Annotated in this window: 13 protein-coding genes; 6 read left to right on the top strand and 7 right to left on the bottom strand. The window is 57.4% G+C overall.

Features of this window, described 5'->3' with window-relative positions:
- Window positions 1-779 (bottom strand): HAMP domain-containing protein (locus ED901_RS07030; RefSeq protein ID WP_122095635.1); only part of this gene is annotated, 779 nt, incomplete at its 3' end.
- Window positions 780-1,155: 376 nt separating this feature from the next.
- Between ED901_RS07030 and ED901_RS07025 the strand changes: the two genes are divergently transcribed.
- Both ED901_RS07025 and ED901_RS07020 read left to right on the top strand, forming a co-directional pair.
- On the top strand, window positions 1,156-2,574 hold the full coding sequence (locus tag ED901_RS07025; protein ID WP_122095426.1) for a NarK family nitrate/nitrite MFS transporter: 1,419 nt from the start codon (window positions 1,156-1,158) through the stop codon (window positions 2,572-2,574).
- A 186-nt stretch (window positions 2,575-2,760) separates the two neighbouring features.
- Window positions 2,761-5,682, top strand: a complete 2,922-nt coding sequence (locus ED901_RS07020) for an autotransporter outer membrane beta-barrel domain-containing protein (RefSeq protein ID WP_162997825.1) — start codon at window positions 2,761-2,763, stop codon at window positions 5,680-5,682.
- Window positions 5,683-5,699: 17 nt separating this feature from the next.
- On the opposite strand, the gene rcnR is transcribed toward ED901_RS07020, so the two are convergent.
- Window positions 5,700-5,972, bottom strand: a complete 273-nt coding sequence (gene rcnR, locus ED901_RS07015) for a Ni(II)/Co(II)-binding transcriptional repressor RcnR (RefSeq protein ID WP_056780366.1) — start codon at window positions 5,970-5,972, stop codon at window positions 5,700-5,702.
- Between the two features lie 121 nt (window positions 5,973-6,093).
- On the opposite strand from rcnR, the gene ED901_RS07010 reads away from it, so the two are divergent.
- The 4 genes from ED901_RS07010 (at window position 6,094) to ED901_RS06995 (ending at window position 9,622) form a co-directional block, all read left to right on the top strand.
- Window positions 6,094-6,963, top strand: a complete 870-nt coding sequence (locus tag ED901_RS07010) for a nickel/cobalt efflux protein RcnA (RefSeq protein ID WP_122095424.1) — start codon at window positions 6,094-6,096, stop codon at window positions 6,961-6,963.
- Window positions 6,964-7,067: 104 nt separating this feature from the next.
- Window positions 7,068-8,048: an alpha/beta hydrolase gene (locus ED901_RS07005; protein WP_122095423.1), complete on the top strand. Its 981-nt coding sequence runs from the start codon at window positions 7,068-7,070 to the stop codon at window positions 8,046-8,048.
- Window positions 8,049-8,095: 47 nt separating this feature from the next.
- Window positions 8,096-9,025, top strand: coding sequence for a LysR family transcriptional regulator (locus ED901_RS07000; RefSeq protein WP_122095422.1), 930 nt, complete (start codon window positions 8,096-8,098; stop codon window positions 9,023-9,025).
- 99 nt (window positions 9,026-9,124) lie between these two features.
- On the top strand, window positions 9,125-9,622 hold the full coding sequence (locus ED901_RS06995) for a DUF2501 domain-containing protein (RefSeq protein ID WP_122095421.1): 498 nt from the start codon (window positions 9,125-9,127) through the stop codon (window positions 9,620-9,622).
- Window positions 9,623-10,261: 639 nt separating this feature from the next.
- Here the strand turns inward: ED901_RS06995 and nth are convergent.
- The 5 genes from nth to rsxC are packed head-to-tail and all read right to left on the bottom strand — an operon-like array spanning window position 10,262 to window position 15,390.
- Window positions 10,262-10,900: an endonuclease III gene (gene nth / locus ED901_RS06990; RefSeq protein WP_056780350.1), complete on the bottom strand. Its 639-nt coding sequence runs from the start codon at window positions 10,898-10,900 to the stop codon at window positions 10,262-10,264.
- The gene (locus ED901_RS06985; RefSeq protein ID WP_122095420.1) at window positions 10,893-11,591 is read right to left on the bottom strand and encodes an electron transport complex subunit E; all 699 of its coding nucleotides are present in this window, start codon (window positions 11,589-11,591) and stop codon (window positions 10,893-10,895) included. The genes nth and ED901_RS06985 overlap by 8 nt, the downstream gene beginning before the upstream one ends.
- Window positions 11,584-12,216 (bottom strand): electron transport complex subunit RsxG, encoded by a 633-nt coding sequence (gene rsxG, locus ED901_RS06980; protein WP_056780344.1) that lies wholly within the window; start codon window positions 12,214-12,216, stop codon window positions 11,584-11,586. Before rsxG ends, ED901_RS06985 begins: the two co-directional genes overlap by 8 nt.
- Window positions 12,217-12,225: 9 nt before the next feature.
- The gene (gene rsxD, locus ED901_RS06975; protein WP_056780341.1) at window positions 12,226-13,278 is read right to left on the bottom strand and encodes an electron transport complex subunit RsxD; all 1,053 of its coding nucleotides are present in this window, start codon (window positions 13,276-13,278) and stop codon (window positions 12,226-12,228) included.
- A complete protein-coding gene (gene rsxC / locus ED901_RS06970) occupies window positions 13,279-15,390 on the bottom strand; it encodes an electron transport complex subunit RsxC (RefSeq protein WP_122095419.1) in 2,112 nt (703 codons plus the stop codon).
- Window position 15,391: the final 1 nt, after the last annotated feature.

Raw genomic sequence — 15,391 nt, 5'->3', positions numbered from 1 at the left:
ACGCGGTACAGATAATCCAGCACCTGATTTTTCTGTTGCAGATCGGCGGTTTTTTCCGTCACACGCTGCGCCAGATTATCGACCATTTCCCTCAGGGCCAGAGACATGCTGTTGAGCGAATCGCCGAGGATATCCATCTCATTATGGGCGTCACCGTTCGCCACGCGTTTGCGCTGATAGCGGTGGCTGAAATCCCCGGCGGTGATGGCGCTGGCCTGCGACAGCAAATTCCGCCACGGTGTCAGCAGATGGCGGCGCAGGAACCAGATGGTCACGGCAAGCAGCAGCAGGGTGACGGCCACCAGTGCGCGCTGAATCAGTGAAATCTGCTGTAAATGGTATTCGGTTTTATGTTCGAGCGCGGCCACCAGCACGTCGAGCTGGCCGACAAACACCGCCATATTGGCGGAGACGTCCTGCGGATGTTTCGCCGCCATCACCTGATGGCGCAGCGTGGTTTGCCAGTAATTACGCAGCGCCAGAAATTGCGGTTGCAGGTTTTCGCGTTCCACCGCCTGCAACAAATCGGCGCTGTTCTGGTCAATCTCCATCTGGCGAATATACGCAGCGTTTTTGCCACTGAGCGGCACTTCCGACAGCAGCCGGTAACTCTGCATACGCAGCGAACCGGCCTTATTGATGGCGTGGGCATTGCCTTCAATACTTCCCGCCATCCACGCCGCCATGCCCATGCCGCCTATGCCCAGCAGGCCGAGAAGCAGCATCAGCAGGGTGATCTGGCTGACAAGCGAGAGAGAAGGCAGGGCGCGTTTGAGCATCAACAGAGTTTCCGGTGGCTGTAAAAAGCGTTAAGTAATTCTTTATATACCGATTATGGCTAGGTTAACCGCATGGCAAGAGGGGGCATTTTTTATGATCCGGATGACTTTCCCTATACCCCTTTGTGATTACTCCTTTATTTCCATCGGAGGTATGGATGCGGTAGCAAGAAGCACATTGCGTTATCAACCTGATGAATATTAGCAGTTAATTGGACAGGAAGCTGATACTCACAAAGAGGCCATGGTTATTTTATCGTCATTTTCCACCTGCCTTTGCGTTGATTTGTATCAACATCCCTAAGCGGTGCTCTACCTAGTGTGTGCGACATAACTCCACCATTACAACAATAACGCGCTTCAACTCGAGGTTCATATGTCACACACATCAGCTACACCGACGGAAAAACCGTCCCGCCTGTTGCAGGACTGGCGCCCGGAGGATCCGGCATTTTGGGAAAAGACCGGTCATAAAGTCGCCAGCCGAAATTTATGGATCTCCGTCCCTTGTCTGTTACTGGGCTTCTGCGTCTGGATGCTGTTCAGCCTGGTTTCCGTGAATCTGAACAAAGTCGGCTTTAACTTCACCACCGATCAGCTGTTCATGCTGACCGCCATTCCTTCCGTTTCCGGCGCGCTGCTGCGGGTGCCTTACTCCTTTATGATCCCGCTGTTTGGCGGCCGCCGCTGGACGGCACTGAGCACCATCTTCCTGGTTCTGCCTTGTGCGTGGCTGGGCTTTGCGGTGCAGGACACCACCACGTCCTATAATACCTTCCTGCTTATCGCACTGCTGTGCGGTTTCGGTGGCGCAAACTTCGCGTCAAGCATGTCTAACATCAGCTTCTTCTTCCCGAAAGCGAAGCAGGGCGGCGCGCTGGGCATCAACGGCGGTCTGGGCAATCTGGGCGTCAGCGTGATGCAGCTGGTGGCTCCGCTGGTCATTTCCCTCGGCGTGTTTGCTGCGTTCAGCGATAAACAAACGCTGGCTAACGGTGCGGACATCTGGCTGCAAAATGCGGCCTGGATCTGGGTGCCGTTCCTGGTGATTGGTACCGTCGCTGCCTGGTTTGGTATGAACGATCTGGCGTCGTCAAAAGCCTCTATCCGCCAGCAGTTGCCGGTGCTGAAACGCGGCCATCTGTGGATCATGAGCGTGCTGTATCTGGCGACGTTCGGTTCGTTTATCGGCTTCTCCGCAGGGTTCGCGATGCTGACCAAAACCCAGTTCCCTGACGTCAACATTCTGCAATACGCCTTCTTCGGCCCGTTCTTTGGCGCACTGGCGCGTTCAGCCGGCGGAATGCTTTCCGACCGTCTGGGCGGTATCCGCGTGACGCTGGTGAACTACATTCTGATGGCGATTTTCGCCGGTCTGCTGTTCCTGACCCTGCCGGTGAATGGCGTGGGCGGCAACTTCCCGGCGTTCTTTGCGGTGTTCATGGTGCTGTTCCTGACGGCCGGTCTGGGCAGTGGTTCAACTTACCAGATGATTGCCGTGATCTTCCGTAAACTGACCACCGACCGGGCGAAAGCGCGCGGTGCCAGCGAAGACGAAGCCCTGCGTGAAGCGGTCACCGACACCGCAGCGGCACTCGGTTTCATCTCTTCAATCGGCGCGATCGGCGGTTTCTTTATCCCGAAAGCCTTCGGTATTTCTCTGGCACTGACCAATTCACCGGCTGGCGCGATGAAAGTCTTCCTGGTGTTTTACGTGGTCTGTGCGCTGATCACCTGGCTGGTGTACTGGCGAAAACTGAACAAAGGTTTTGCGACCAAACAGGTCAGAAAATAACGTCTGATTTTTGATTTTCTGTCAGTAATCACCAAAGGGGCTGCGGCCCCTTTTTGCATATACATCAGCGCTCCCGCCCCTGTGGATTTCCTCCCAAAAAAATTATTCGCCGCGTCTTAAGTCATATTTATTTACTACCCTTAACCCAAATTAGACAAAACCTGCGCTGGGGCGGGGAGGTGTGTAGTGAAGAAGCTTAAGATTTCTGCTGCGTGCTCTTGTAAGAAAATGGTGGCCTGTCTGGTCAGCCTGAGCCTTTCTGAGGCGGCACTGGCAGGCTGCGACATCTTTAATCCGGTATCAGGACAGACCGTGACGTGCTCTGTCGCTGCACCCAACCCCTCCGCGATGGGGGCCACCGCGGTGGTGGGAAGTGACAATGTCACGGTCAATATTAACACTGGCACTATTCTGAATTTAAACGATCAAAACGGTGTCCTGGTTTACAGCGACAGCACGGTTTTCCAGCGCGGTACGCTGAACATCACCAATGACAGTTTCGACGGTATTTCCGCCCGTCTGGCCGGTAACTCCCTGCACAATGTTGGCACCATCACCACGCAGGGCTTTCAGTCGGAAGGTATCTATCTTTCAGGGACCACCAGTCAGGCCATCAACGAGTCCGGCGGGCAAATTATCACCAGCGGGGAGAATTCCAGCGGAATAATCAGTTTTGGCAGTTCACCGGCCACCGTCGGAAACAACACCCTGCTTAATGCGGGCAGCATCTCGACCTCCGGTACGCTTTCCTCCGGGATTTATGCACAGGGCAGCGGCAACCAGCTCACTAATACCGGCAGCATCACCACCAGCGGCACCAACGCGTCCGGTTTACAGGCGAATGGCAGCGACAATTCCATCAGCAACAGCGGAACCGTGGTGACACAGGGGCTGGGCGCTAATGCCATCAATAACGACGGTGGCGCAACTCTGGGCAGCGTGATCAACTCCGGCTCGCTTTCCACCAGCGGGGATTTTGCCAACGGCGTGTATTTCGGCGGCAGTGCCGATTTCACCAACACGGCGACCGGCACGATCACCAGCACCAGTGCGCGTGGTGTGCTTGCCACCGGCGGCGGAACGCTGACCAATAACGGCATGATCAGCGCAGGACGCGACGGCATCGACAGCCCTGCTGGCGCGGTAACCATCATAAATACCGGTTCGGTCACCTCCGGTAATGAGCGTGCCGTGCATGTCGAAAGCAACGACAACAGCACGCTGATTAACAGTGGTGATCTCACCGGTAACGGCGTCGCGGTGCAATTTTCCGGTGGTAATGACGTCTTTATCTGGCAAAACAGCGGGACGCTCAGCGGCTCCGCAGACATGGGCGCAGGGGACGACAGCGTGACGCTGCGTCGTCTGACCGACGTCAATCTGGCGGCCATGCCCTTACTTCAGGGCGGCGCGGGGCAGGATCAGCTGACGCTGGAAAATTCGCAACTGAGTGACCCGTCGCGCTTCATCGACTGGGAAAGTGTGCTGCTGCAATCCGCCTCGCAACTGTCGGTGACCCGTCCGCTGGTGCTGGGTGATGCCACCACGCAAACCGGCACCCTCAGCATCGATTCCACCAGCGTATTGCTGGCGGGAGGGCAAAGTGCGGCGGACATTGCGGGCTTTGGCGGCGCGAATGACGTTACCGTCACCAATGCCGGGACGCTCGATCTGACTGACAGCGCAGGCAGCACCCAAGATCGTCTGACTATTCACGGCAATTACGTGGGCGATAACGGCGTGCTGAAGTTGCAGACGGTGCTAAACGGTGATGATTCGGCATCTGACCGGCTGGTGATTTCCGGCGGGCAGGCCAGCGGCAGCACACAGATTCAGGTCACCAATGTTGGCGGAACGGGCGTAGCGACGGCGGGTTCCGGCATTATGCTGGTGGAAGCCACTAACGGCGCGACCACGACCGCCAGCGCCTTTACGCTGGCAGGCGGTTCGGTTTCCGCAGGAGCCTATGATTATTTGCTGTTTCGTGGCAGCAGCGACGATGCGCAGAGCTGGTATCTGCGCAACTCACTGATTGTGGTCACGCCGCCGGTGACGCCACCCGTGACGCCGCCGGTCACCGCGCCAGAGTCTCCGTCCGTGACGCCAGCCGTGACCCCGCCGGACATTCCCCCGGTTGCGCCGCCCGTCGTCCCGACGTCACCCCCGGTCGATACCGCTGTGCCGCTTTACCGGCAGGAAGCGCCGCTGTATCAGGCGGTCGCACCCGTTGCGCAGCAGATCGGCATCCATCAGATCGCCACCTATCATGACCGTCAGGGGCAGGTGAACACCACGGGACAGGCGGCAGGCTGGGCCAGAACCTTCGGCGTCCACAGCGAGCAATCCTGGTCCGGTACCACATCGCCGTCATTCGACGGTCATTACGCCGGGCTTCAGGTCGGTCAGGATTTGCTGGCCGGCGAACAGGATAACGCAGGCATCTTTTACGGTTTCACGCGGGCCAAAGGTGATGTGCGCGGTTTCATCCGTGCTCAGCCGGATGCCTGGGCGGGCAATATGACACTGGAAGGTAACAGCGCGGGCGCGTACTGGACGCACCACGGGAAGGGGCAATCTTATGTCGATCTGGTGGTGATCCACACCTGGCTTAACGGCTCGACCACGTCCGGGCGCGGTAACGATGCAGATGTCGGAGGCAAACTCTGGTCTGCGTCACTGGAAACCGGGTATCCGATCCCCCTGACAGAACGCTGGTCGCTGGAACCGCAGGCGCAAATCATCGGACAGCGTCTGAGCCTCGATGACAGCAACGACGGCATTTCATCGATTAAATACAGTAAGGATACGGTGTACACAGGCCGGGTCGGCGCGCGGGTGCAGGGGAGTTACGGGGAGGCTGAACGGCGTCTGCAGCCGTTCCTGACGGTCAACGTGTGGCATGAATTTGACGATACCACCAGCGTCACGCTGGGTAATGATCGCCTCACGCAGGACGCCGGAAGTACCGCACTGGAAGTTGGCGTGGGGTTAGCGGCCAGTATCAGCCGGCAAATCGAACTGTATTCATCTGCCAGCCACACCAGCGACGACGACAGCAATCACCGCGAAGACGTCAGCGGGAATCTGGGGGTCAGGATCATCTGGTAGCCGGGGTGTTGAGCGTACTACTTCACATAGGAATTCAGCACGCTCAGCACCACATCCAGATCGGCTTCGCGTTTGACCTCATCGGCCTCGTGAACAATATGTTCAGTCAGATGGCCTTTGATCACTTCCCGCATCAGCCCGTTCACCGCGCCGCGGATCGCCGCGATTTGTTGTAAAACAGCGGCGCATTCGTGGGGTTCATCCAGCATTTTATTTAACGCCGCCACCTGGCCCTGGATCTTGCTGGTACGGGCCTTCAGCTTCTGTTTATCGCGAATAGTGTGGGACATGTTAACTCCTTGTATGACGCGAAATGCCGGGCCAGCTTAGCATTGCCAGTATACTGGGGGGTAGTATTTGATACTGGGGGGGAGTAGAATTCCTGCGCTTACCTCAATGAGATACTTCACCATGAATGACTTTTCAGCACTTTTGCAGCAGGGAAATGCGTGGATGTTTATACCCGGCGCCATATTGCTGGGGATTTTGCACGGGCTTGAGCCAGGCCATTCGAAAACCATGATGGCCGCCTTTATCATCGCGATTAAAGGGACCGTCCGGCAGGCCGTTTTACTCGGGCTGGCGGCCACGGTGTCGCACACGGCGATTGTCTGGATCATTGCCTTTGGCGGCATGTATCTGAGCAACCGTTTAACTGCCGACGCGGTGGAACCCTGGATGCAAATGGTGTCTGCGGTGATCATCCTCGGCACGGCGTTGTGGATGTTCTGGCGCACCTGGCGGGGTGAGCGGTTGTGGAAAAGGGAGCACGCGCACGGGCATCATCATGATCATCACCACGCTCCCGCCCATGCTCACAACAATGTACATCGCCACCTGCCACCTCAGGGGCTGGGCCATCTGCGCAGCATGACGCCGATCAGCCTGTCGCCGCAGGAATATCAGGATGCACATGAACGTGCACATGCCAGCGATATTCAGCGCCGCTTTGCGAGTGCGGAAGTGACCAACGGGCAGATCCTGTTTTTCGGTCTGACCGGCGGGTTAATCCCCTGTCCGGCCGCTGTGACGGTGCTACTGATCTGCATTCAGCTCAAACAACTGGCGCTGGGTGCGACGATGGTGGTGTGTTTCAGTATCGGGCTGGCGGTGACGCTGGTGACTGTCGGGGTGGCTGCCGCAGTGAGTGTCCGGCAGGCAGCTAAACGCTGGAGCGGGTTAAATACGCTGGCGCGCAGGGCACCGTATTTTTCCAGTGTGCTGATCGGGCTGGTCGGAATTTATATGGGGATCCAGGGTTATATCGGCTTAACGTCGTAAAATATCCGAACGTAATCAGTCATAAGCCATAACAATTCAGACTTTTTAAAACCGGCTCAAGGCGCTATAAATGACGGGATGAAAAATGGAGAAAAGATCCCGCGATGAAAACTGCCCACCTTGTTGACCCTGAACTGCGTCCGTTGCTCGACCAGATGCCCGCCCGCGTGCTGGAAGCCTCCGTTTTGCCCGCCATGCGTGAGCAGCGTCAGGCGGCGGCGCTGGAAAGTTTGTCGCAGGATGACGGCTTGCCGGTGTGTGTCACGCATCATCACGTTGAAGGCAGCAAAGGCGCGCCGGCGGTGCGTGTGGCGGTGATTTCGCCGCAACATGCCCGGAAAGGGCGGATGGGCATTTTGCATATTCACGGTGGCGGTTATGTGCTGGGCAGCCCGGAGCAGTCGATGCCGCTGACCCGTCCGACGGCGGCGCGGCATGATTGTGTGATTGTCTCGGTGGATTACCGTCTCGCGCCGGAAACACCGTTCCCCGGTCCGCTGGAAGATTGTTATGCCGCACTGGTCTGGATGGCTGAGCAGGCGGAGTCTCTGGGTATCGATTCTGCGCATATGGGTGTGATGGGGGACAGCGCCGGTGCAGGGCTGGCGGCCTCTCTGGCGCTGCTGACCCGCGACCGTGGCGGCCCGACACTGGCGTTCCAGAACCTGATGTATCCGATGCTCGATGACCGTACCGTCACGGAGAGTCACCCTAATCCGGTGACCGGCGAATTCGCCTGGACACGTGAGGACAACCGTTTTGGCTGGCAGGCGTATCTGGGTTGCGACGCAGGGCTGGCGGAGATTTCCTGTTACGCCGCCGCAGCGCGTGCAGAGGATCTCAGCGGGCTTCCGCCGGTCTGGATGGGTGTCGGTTCGATTGATTTATTCCTTGATGAAAATATCGACTACGCCCGCCGGTTAATCCGCGCCGGTGTACCGGTGGAGTTCAGCATCTATCCGGGCGGATTCCACGGTTTTAACGGCGATCCTGCGTATGCGCTGGCACGACGCGCCCGCGAGCAGCGGCAGGATGCGCTGGCCGGTTTCAATCCTCTGCGTAATAAACATCACTATGGCTTATAATAAAAAACAATCTATAAGGCATAACCCAGGTTTAATCAGAAAATATTTTGGACATCAAACAGCTCATCTACCTGTGTAATCTCGAGCGCGAGCGGCATTTTGGCCGTGCGGCGGAGGCGAGTTTTGTCAGCCAGCCGACCCTGTCGATGCGCCTGAAAAATCTTGAGAAAGAACTCGGGCTTAGCCTGATCAACCGCGGCAATAATTTTGAAGGTTTCACCGCCGAGGGCCTGCGCGTACTGAGCTGGGCGCGGGAAATTGTCGCGGTGTACGAAGGGCTGAAGCTGGAGGTTGAGTCGTTAAAGCAGGGCATGAGCGGCACCCTGCGCATCGGCGTCATGCCGCAGTGCAGCGTCTCGCTGGCGCAGCTAATCAAAGCGGTCAGCCTGGTGCATCCGGGGCTGGATTACCGGGTCGCGGAAGTCAGTGCCGACCAGCTGATTGAAGCGCTGAGCAGCCATTCAGTGGATGTCGGCATTGGTTTCTTCGAATTCTCCACCCTCAACGAACTGCGTTTTCAGCTGGTACCGCTCGATGACGGCGGCGTGGACGTGGTTTACCATCCCGACCATTTCCCTGAGCTGCAAAACCTGACCCTGATGACCGCAGAACAGGCGGTCGCGCTGCCGTTGTGTCTGTCCGAGCCCAGCCGCTATTTTCGTCGTTATCTGGACAACTTCTTCCGTCAGTCCGGACTGGAACTTCATCCCCGTCTGGAAAGCACATCGATATTTCAGCTGATGCAGGGCGTTTTTGTCGGTATTGGCTGCGCGCTGGTGCCGCGCGGGCATCTGATTGATGACATGCATCCGGCGCTGAAGCGCTGCCCGCTGGACATCACGCCGATGAGCCGCCACGCCGCGCTGGTGGTCGCCGAAGCGGGGCGCTCCACACCGCTGGCGCAGCATTTCTTCACCGCCTCCGGTCTGTGGCTGGCGCAACAACCTCTGGAAAAACCGCCTGCATGGCTTAAATAAAGCGCCATCAGCGTTTTCTCTCTCTTAATCCTATTGATGAAATGAATCTTTGGGCTCAAGCTTTGCGGCATGACTTAAGTAAAATGGATGGAATAAAACATGAAAGCATTAAAAACGGTGATCCTGGCGATGGCGGCAAGCGGTATTTTACTGGCCGGCGGCGCACAGGCGGAGAACAATTTGCTGGGGCAGTTGCAGCAGGCGGCCAATCAAGGGCTGAACGGCGCGGGTAAAAACACCAACAGCACCGGCACGACGCCCTCCCTGACCTCACTGCTCGGCGGTGGCGACAGCGCGCTGACTTCCACCAGCGCGAACAACGTCGCCGGTGTGTTGCAATATTGCGTGAAGAATAACGTGCTTTCCAAAGCCAGCACCGAGAATGTCAAAGATCAGTTGCTGAGCAAACTGGGTATCCAGAGTGCATCGGGCGCAGAAAGCCAGGATTATCAGCAAGGGCTGGGCGGTTTACTGAAAACCGGTAAAGATCAGAGTGTGGATCTGAACAACCTTGGCAGCGGGCTGACGCAGGTGAAAGAGAAAGTGAAAACCAAAGCATGTGATGTGGTGCTGAAGCAGGCGAAATCCTTTATTTAATTTTTGCTGTTGGCCCCGCAAACCAGCCCAAAGAATGACAGAGAATATTTCGGTTTCTTAATCCCAGTGATCACTTAACACGCTGTGCCGAAACCGACCAAAAGGGGAAAGTGCTTTTCCCCTTTTGGATTTCCCCTCGCTTTTCACTGCGCGTTATCACAGGCACGACGGCCATATTCTGTTGCTATAGAGAGTGGCGCAAAATGTCATCGCTTCGCGATTCCCTCATTTCAGGTTTCGAGCCTCAGGTCTCGAACCCTTCATTCGGTGCCATTTTTGAGCGCGCCAATAAACTTATCTAAAAGATAAAAATAGTCTGCCGTTGATTTTAAGATCGTGCGGGCGATTCAGAAATCTTGCTGAATGAGAAGTTGCAGACCAGAGGCTGCAATCCCGAAATGAAGGCACCGCGAAGCGGCAAGATTTCCAGCCTGTCGCTGAGGTTGCTGAAACATAGCCAGCGCGCGGATCACGTGTTTGAAAAAGCGAGGGGAGTCCAGAGGGGAAAAGCCTTTCCCCTCTGGTCGGTTTCGGCACGAAATGCCGAGTGATAACCGTTATTGAGAAACCGAAATTGTCACGGTCAAAGCCTTCAGTGCAACTGAGAAAATTTATAAAGGGATCCAAAGGGAACCCCTTTCACTCCGCATAAACCTTCTCTTTACTCTCGCACAAATCCTCGATCAAACATGACCCGCAGCGCGGCTTACGCGCAATGCAGGTATAGCGACCGTGCAGGATCAGCCAGTGGTGGCAGTCGAGTTTGAACTCGGCAGGCACCACTTTGAGCAGTTTCTCTTCCACGTCATCAACGGTTTTGCCCGGCGCAAACTTTGTCCGGTTGCAGACGCGGTAAATATGCGTATCGACCGCAATGGTCGGCCAGCCGAAGGCGGTGTTGAGCACGACGTTGGCGGTTTTGCGGCCAACGCCCGGCAAGGCTTCCAGCGCAGCGCGATCTTCCGGTACTTCACCCTGATGCTTTTCCAGCAAAATGCGGCAGGTTTTGATCACGTTTTCCGCTTTGGCATTAAACAGGCCGATGGTTTTGATGTATTCCTTCACGCCGTCCACGCCAAGCGCCAGAACCGATTCCGGCGTATTGGCGACCGGGTAAAGTTTGGCCGTCGCTTTGTTTACGCTGACGTCCGTGGCCTGCGCGGAAAGTAACACCGAAATCAACAGCTCGAACGGGGTGGTATACACCAGTTCGGTGGTCGGATGCGGGTTGTTGTCCCGCAAACGGCTGAGGATCGCGACGCGCTTTTCCTTATTCATGCACACTTCCTTTTGGCAGGGTTTCTTCAGCGGCAACATGTTGCACCGCTTTACGCGCTTTCATGCGTTGGTCAATCAGGTATTTCCCGGCAAGCAGCAGGCCAAGGCCGATAAAGGCGCCCGGCGGCAGCATGGCCAGCAGGAACGGGTTATCAAGGTGGATAACTTCGATACGCAGCACTTTGGCCCAGGGGCCGAGCAGCAGATCCGCGCCGTTAAACAGCACGCCGCTGCCGAGAATTTCACGCATCGAGCCGAGCACGAACATCGCGCAGGTGGCACCCAGCCCGGTCATTGCGCCATCCAGCGCCGCCAGATGTACCGGACTGTTCGCCGCACAGGCTTCCGCACGCCCCACCACAATACAGTTGGTGACGATAAGCGGAATGAAGATCCCCAGCGCCTGATACAGCCCGAACGCGTAGGCGTTGATCAGCATCTCTACGGTGCTCACCACCGAGGCGATAATCAGTACGTAAATCGGAATACGGATTTCATCCGGGATCCACTTACGGAACGCGGAAATCATGCCGTTGGTGCAGGTCAGCACCAGCGTGGTCGCCAGGCCTAAACCGAGCGCATTGGTGGCGGTGGAGGTCACGGCCAGCAGCGGGCAAAGGCCCAGCAGCTGAACCAGCGAGGAGTTATTGGTCCACAGACCCTGAACGATTATCTTTTTGGCTTCACTCATCACGGGCTCCGCAAGGGGTAAGTTGGGAGAGCTGAGACGGTACCGTCCCGATAAATAATGCAGTCCGTTTCACGGAACGCACCACGGCGCGCGGGGTGATGGTCGCGCCGGTGAACTGATCAAACATACCGCCGTCTTTCTTCACCGCCCAGCGCTCATCGCTGGCGCCATTGACGGTCTGATTGGCGAAATGCTTGATCCAGTCAGAAATACGCACTTCAATTTTGTCGCCCAGCCCCGGCGTTTCATGCTGTTCAAGCACGCGGGAGCCGTAAACTTTGCCGTTGAAATCCGCCGCCACCAGTAACTGAATCGCACCGGAATAGCCGTCAGGCGCGGTAGTTTCCACCACGGCAGCCACCGGTTCTCCGCCTTTGCGCGCCAGATACATCCGGTGCGGGGTGGCGGTGCCCAGTGACTCATCGGTGACGTTGTAACATTCATCCTGCAGGTTGTTATCGTACACACTGGCAGGAATAACCTGATCGAACAGGGTTTTCTGCTGTAACAGCGCCTGATGCTCAATGGTCGGTTTGGTCAGCAGGTTAACGATGGCAGTCATACCGGTCATCAGTGCGCCAAAAAATGCCAGAATCAGGCCGTGGCGTCGCATTGTCGCTAACATAATTCTTCCTCAGCGATGCCCGTAGACACGCGGTTGCGTGTAGTGATCAATCAATGGCACGGTGATATTTGCCAGCAGAACGGCAAAGGCCACGCCGTCGGGATAGCCGCCATAGGTGCGGATAAGCCAAATCAGTAAGCCGATGAGGGCACCGAACACCAGACGGCCTTTCGGCGTGGTGGAAGCGGTGACCGGGTCGGTGGCGATGAAGAAGGCACCAAGCATGGTCGCGCCGGAGAACAGCCCCACCAGCGGCGACGAGTAGCTCTCCGGAGCCAGACCCCAGGCAATCGCCGCACAGAATGTCAGCATGCCGAGCATGGCCACCGGAATGTGCCAGCTGATAATTTTACGCCACATCAGATACAGGCCACCGGCCAGAAATCCGAGATTAATCCACTGCCAGCCAAGACCGGCCAGCGAACCGCCAAACAGCGGGGTGGCAAGGATCTGTTCAGCCGAATGCCCTGAGCGCAGCCCGGTTTTAAACGCATCCAGCGGAGTGGCTTGCGTCACGCCATCGACATTCATGTTCAGCTGATAGGCGGTCAGATCCTGACTGTTGTGACCGGTGAAAATGGTCAGCAGTGTGTCGGTAAAACCGACGTGATGATGTTGCAGCACGTCCGGCGGTAACCAGGTGGTCATCTGGACCGGGAACGAAATCAGCAGCACCACGTAGCCGACCATCGCCGGGTTAAACGGATTCTGTCCCAGCCCGCCGTACAACTGTTTGGCAATAATGATGGCGAATATGGTGCCGAGCACCACCATCCACCACGGCCCGAGCGGCGGCAGGCTGATGCCCAGCAACACCGCCGTCAGCAGGGCGCTGTTATCGCCCAGACGTTTTTTCACCGGTTGTTTGCGCAGTTGCAGCACCGCGCCTTCTGCCAGCAGAGCAATCATAATGGCCAGCGTCAGCTGAACCAGTGTGCCATAACCAAAAAACCAGACCTGAGCGATCAGGCCGGGAACACAGGCCAGGATCACCATCATCATGATGGTGCTGGTGCTCTGGCGGTTATGCGTAAAAGGTGAACTTGCGATCCTGAAGGCCATCTATTCCTCGTTCGACATGGTCTGAGCGGCTTTGCGGGCCTTAACTCGGGCGATCGCAGCAGCCACGGCGGCTTTACGTGGATCGCTTTCTTGTTGTGATGGGTCTTTTTCTGATGGAGCGTCGTCTTGTAAATCACTCTGCGCGGCGGCTTTTTTCGCTTTGGCACGGGCAATCGCGGCGGCGACAGCGGCTTTGCGTTTGTCGTCAGCGGTGAGTTCAGCCGGTGCCGTTGCCACGTTTTCCACACCGGTTGTTTCACCGGCAGGCTGTGCGGCAGCGGCTTTTTTGGCTTTGACGCGGGCAATGGCGGCGGCCACAGCGGCTTTGCGATCTGCATCCGCATCGGCGGCAGGCGCAACGTTCAGCTCACTGTCCTTTGCTTCGACTACCACGCCGGTGCCGGCTTTTTTGGCTTTGACGCGGGCGATGGCGGCGGCCACGGCGGCTTTACGGTCGTCTCCGGCAGCCGGTGGCGTTTCAGGCACCGGTTCTGAGGCCACGGGGATGTCTTGCTGCGCGGCGGCTTTTTTCGCTTTGGCACGGGCAATCGCCGCCGCCAGTGCGGCCTGACGCGGATCGACGTCCGGCGTTTCAGCTACCGGTTTCTCTTCGGCTGGCGCGTCTTGCACCGGCGTTTCACTGAGCTTCACGGCGGCTTTCTGATGTTTCTCTTCACGCGCTAACTTCTCGCGTTCCATGCGCGCCTGTTTGGCTTCGAAACGCGCTTTGGCTTCGGTAGCACGGGCGGTTTCGGCATCAATGGCGCGGATTTCGGCCTTTTCCTGACGGTAATACTGCACCAGCGGAATGTTGCTCGGGCAGACATAGGCGCACGCGCCGCACTCGATGCAATCAAACAAATTGTGATTGCGGGCTTTCTCGTGCTCTTCACCTTTGCTGAACCAGTAAAGCTGTTGCGGCAGCAAACCGGCAGGGCAGGCCTCCGCGCACAGGCTGCAACGGATACAGGCTTCTTCCGGCTCCTGCTGACCCAGTTCGGATTCAGACGGTGCCAGCAGGCAGTTGGAAATTTTCACCACAGGCACGTCAAGCGACGGCAGGGTAAAGCCCATCAGCGGGCCGCCCATGATCACCATCTTTTTGTCGCCCTGAGGCTGCAATCCGCCTTCCTGCATCAGGTGCGCCACCGGTGTTCCCAGACGCGCCCAGACGTTGCCCGGTTTCGCCATCGCTTCACCGGTCAGCGTCACCACGCGTTCGATCAGCGGTTCGCCGTCGATGATGGCGCGTTTGATGGCATACACCGTGCCGACGTTTTGCATCAGCACGCCGATGGACGACGAGTGATGGCCTTTCGGCACTTCGAGGCCGGTCAGAATTTTGGTCAGCTGTTTGGCGCCGCCGGAAGGGTATTTGGTCGGCACCACGCGCAGTTCGAAACGCACGCCGTCGGTAATATCCGCACCGATCGCCGCTTTGAACGCCGCAATGGCTTCAGGTTTGTTGTCTTCGATGCCAATCAGCACGCGCTCCGGATGCAGCATGTGGCACAGAATGCGCGTGCCCTGCAGGATCTCCGTCGCGTGTTCCTGCATCAGCCGGTCATCGGCGGTGATGTAGGGTTCACATTCGGCCGCGTTGAGGATCAGCGTGCGGGTGGAGGTCAGGCCGCCTGCCAGCTTACTGGCGGTCGGGAAGCCTGCGCCGCCCAGCCCGGCGATACCGGCCTGGCTGATGCGCTGATTCAGCTCATCGGCAGAAAGCTGGCGGTAATCGGCAATCAGTTCGCGCTCGCACCAGGTGTCCTGACCGTCGGCTTCAATCAGCACGCACAGTTCTTTCAGGCCGGAAGGGTGCGCGGTGATGTGCGGTTCGATGGCCGTGATCACGCCTGACGTCGGCGAATGCACGGGCACGGTACGGCCACGGCCTGTCGTCAGCGGCTGACCTTTTAATACGCGGTCGCCCGCACTGACGCACAGCTCGCCTTCAGGGCCAAGATGTTGCTGAAGAGGGATGATAAAGCGCTCAGGCAGCGGCACGTTGCGCAGCGGAACGTGGCTCGACTGCGTCTTCATTTCCGGCGGATGAATACCGCCGTCGAAGTCCCAGACTTTGTCTTTTTTGAGCGCGGCAAACAGATTAAACATG

It is taken from the genome of Rahnella sp. Larv3_ips, from assembly GCF_003697865.1.
GTDB classification, from domain to species: domain Bacteria; phylum Pseudomonadota; class Gammaproteobacteria; order Enterobacterales; family Enterobacteriaceae; genus Rahnella; species Rahnella rivi.
The sequence above is the reverse complement of the archived record's forward strand: the minus strand, read 5'-3'. Positions and strand labels throughout refer to the sequence as shown.

Coding starts and splice junctions, on each gene's coding strand:
- ED901_RS06995 (WP_122095421.1), top strand. CDS start 9,125: ATGAAAGCATTAAAAACGGTGATCCTGGCGATGGCGGCAAGCGGTATT.
- rsxC (WP_122095419.1), bottom strand. CDS start 15,390: ATGTTTAATCTGTTTGCCGCGCTCAAAAAAGACAAAGTCTGGGACTTC.
- rsxD (WP_056780341.1), bottom strand. CDS start 13,278: ATGGCCTTCAGGATCGCAAGTTCACCTTTTACGCATAACCGCCAGAGC.
- rsxG (WP_056780344.1), bottom strand. CDS start 12,216: ATGTTAGCGACAATGCGACGCCACGGCCTGATTCTGGCATTTTTTGGC.
- rcnR (WP_056780366.1), bottom strand. CDS start 5,972: ATGTCCCACACTATTCGCGATAAACAGAAGCTGAAGGCCCGTACCAGC.
- ED901_RS06985 (WP_122095420.1), bottom strand. CDS start 11,591: ATGAGTGAAGCCAAAAAGATAATCGTTCAGGGTCTGTGGACCAATAAC.
- ED901_RS07010 (WP_122095424.1), top strand. CDS start 6,094: ATGAATGACTTTTCAGCACTTTTGCAGCAGGGAAATGCGTGGATGTTT.
- nth (WP_056780350.1), bottom strand. CDS start 10,900: ATGAATAAGGAAAAGCGCGTCGCGATCCTCAGCCGTTTGCGGGACAAC.
- ED901_RS07025 (WP_122095426.1), top strand. CDS start 1,156: ATGTCACACACATCAGCTACACCGACGGAAAAACCGTCCCGCCTGTTG.
- ED901_RS07005 (WP_122095423.1), top strand. CDS start 7,068: ATGAAAACTGCCCACCTTGTTGACCCTGAACTGCGTCCGTTGCTCGAC.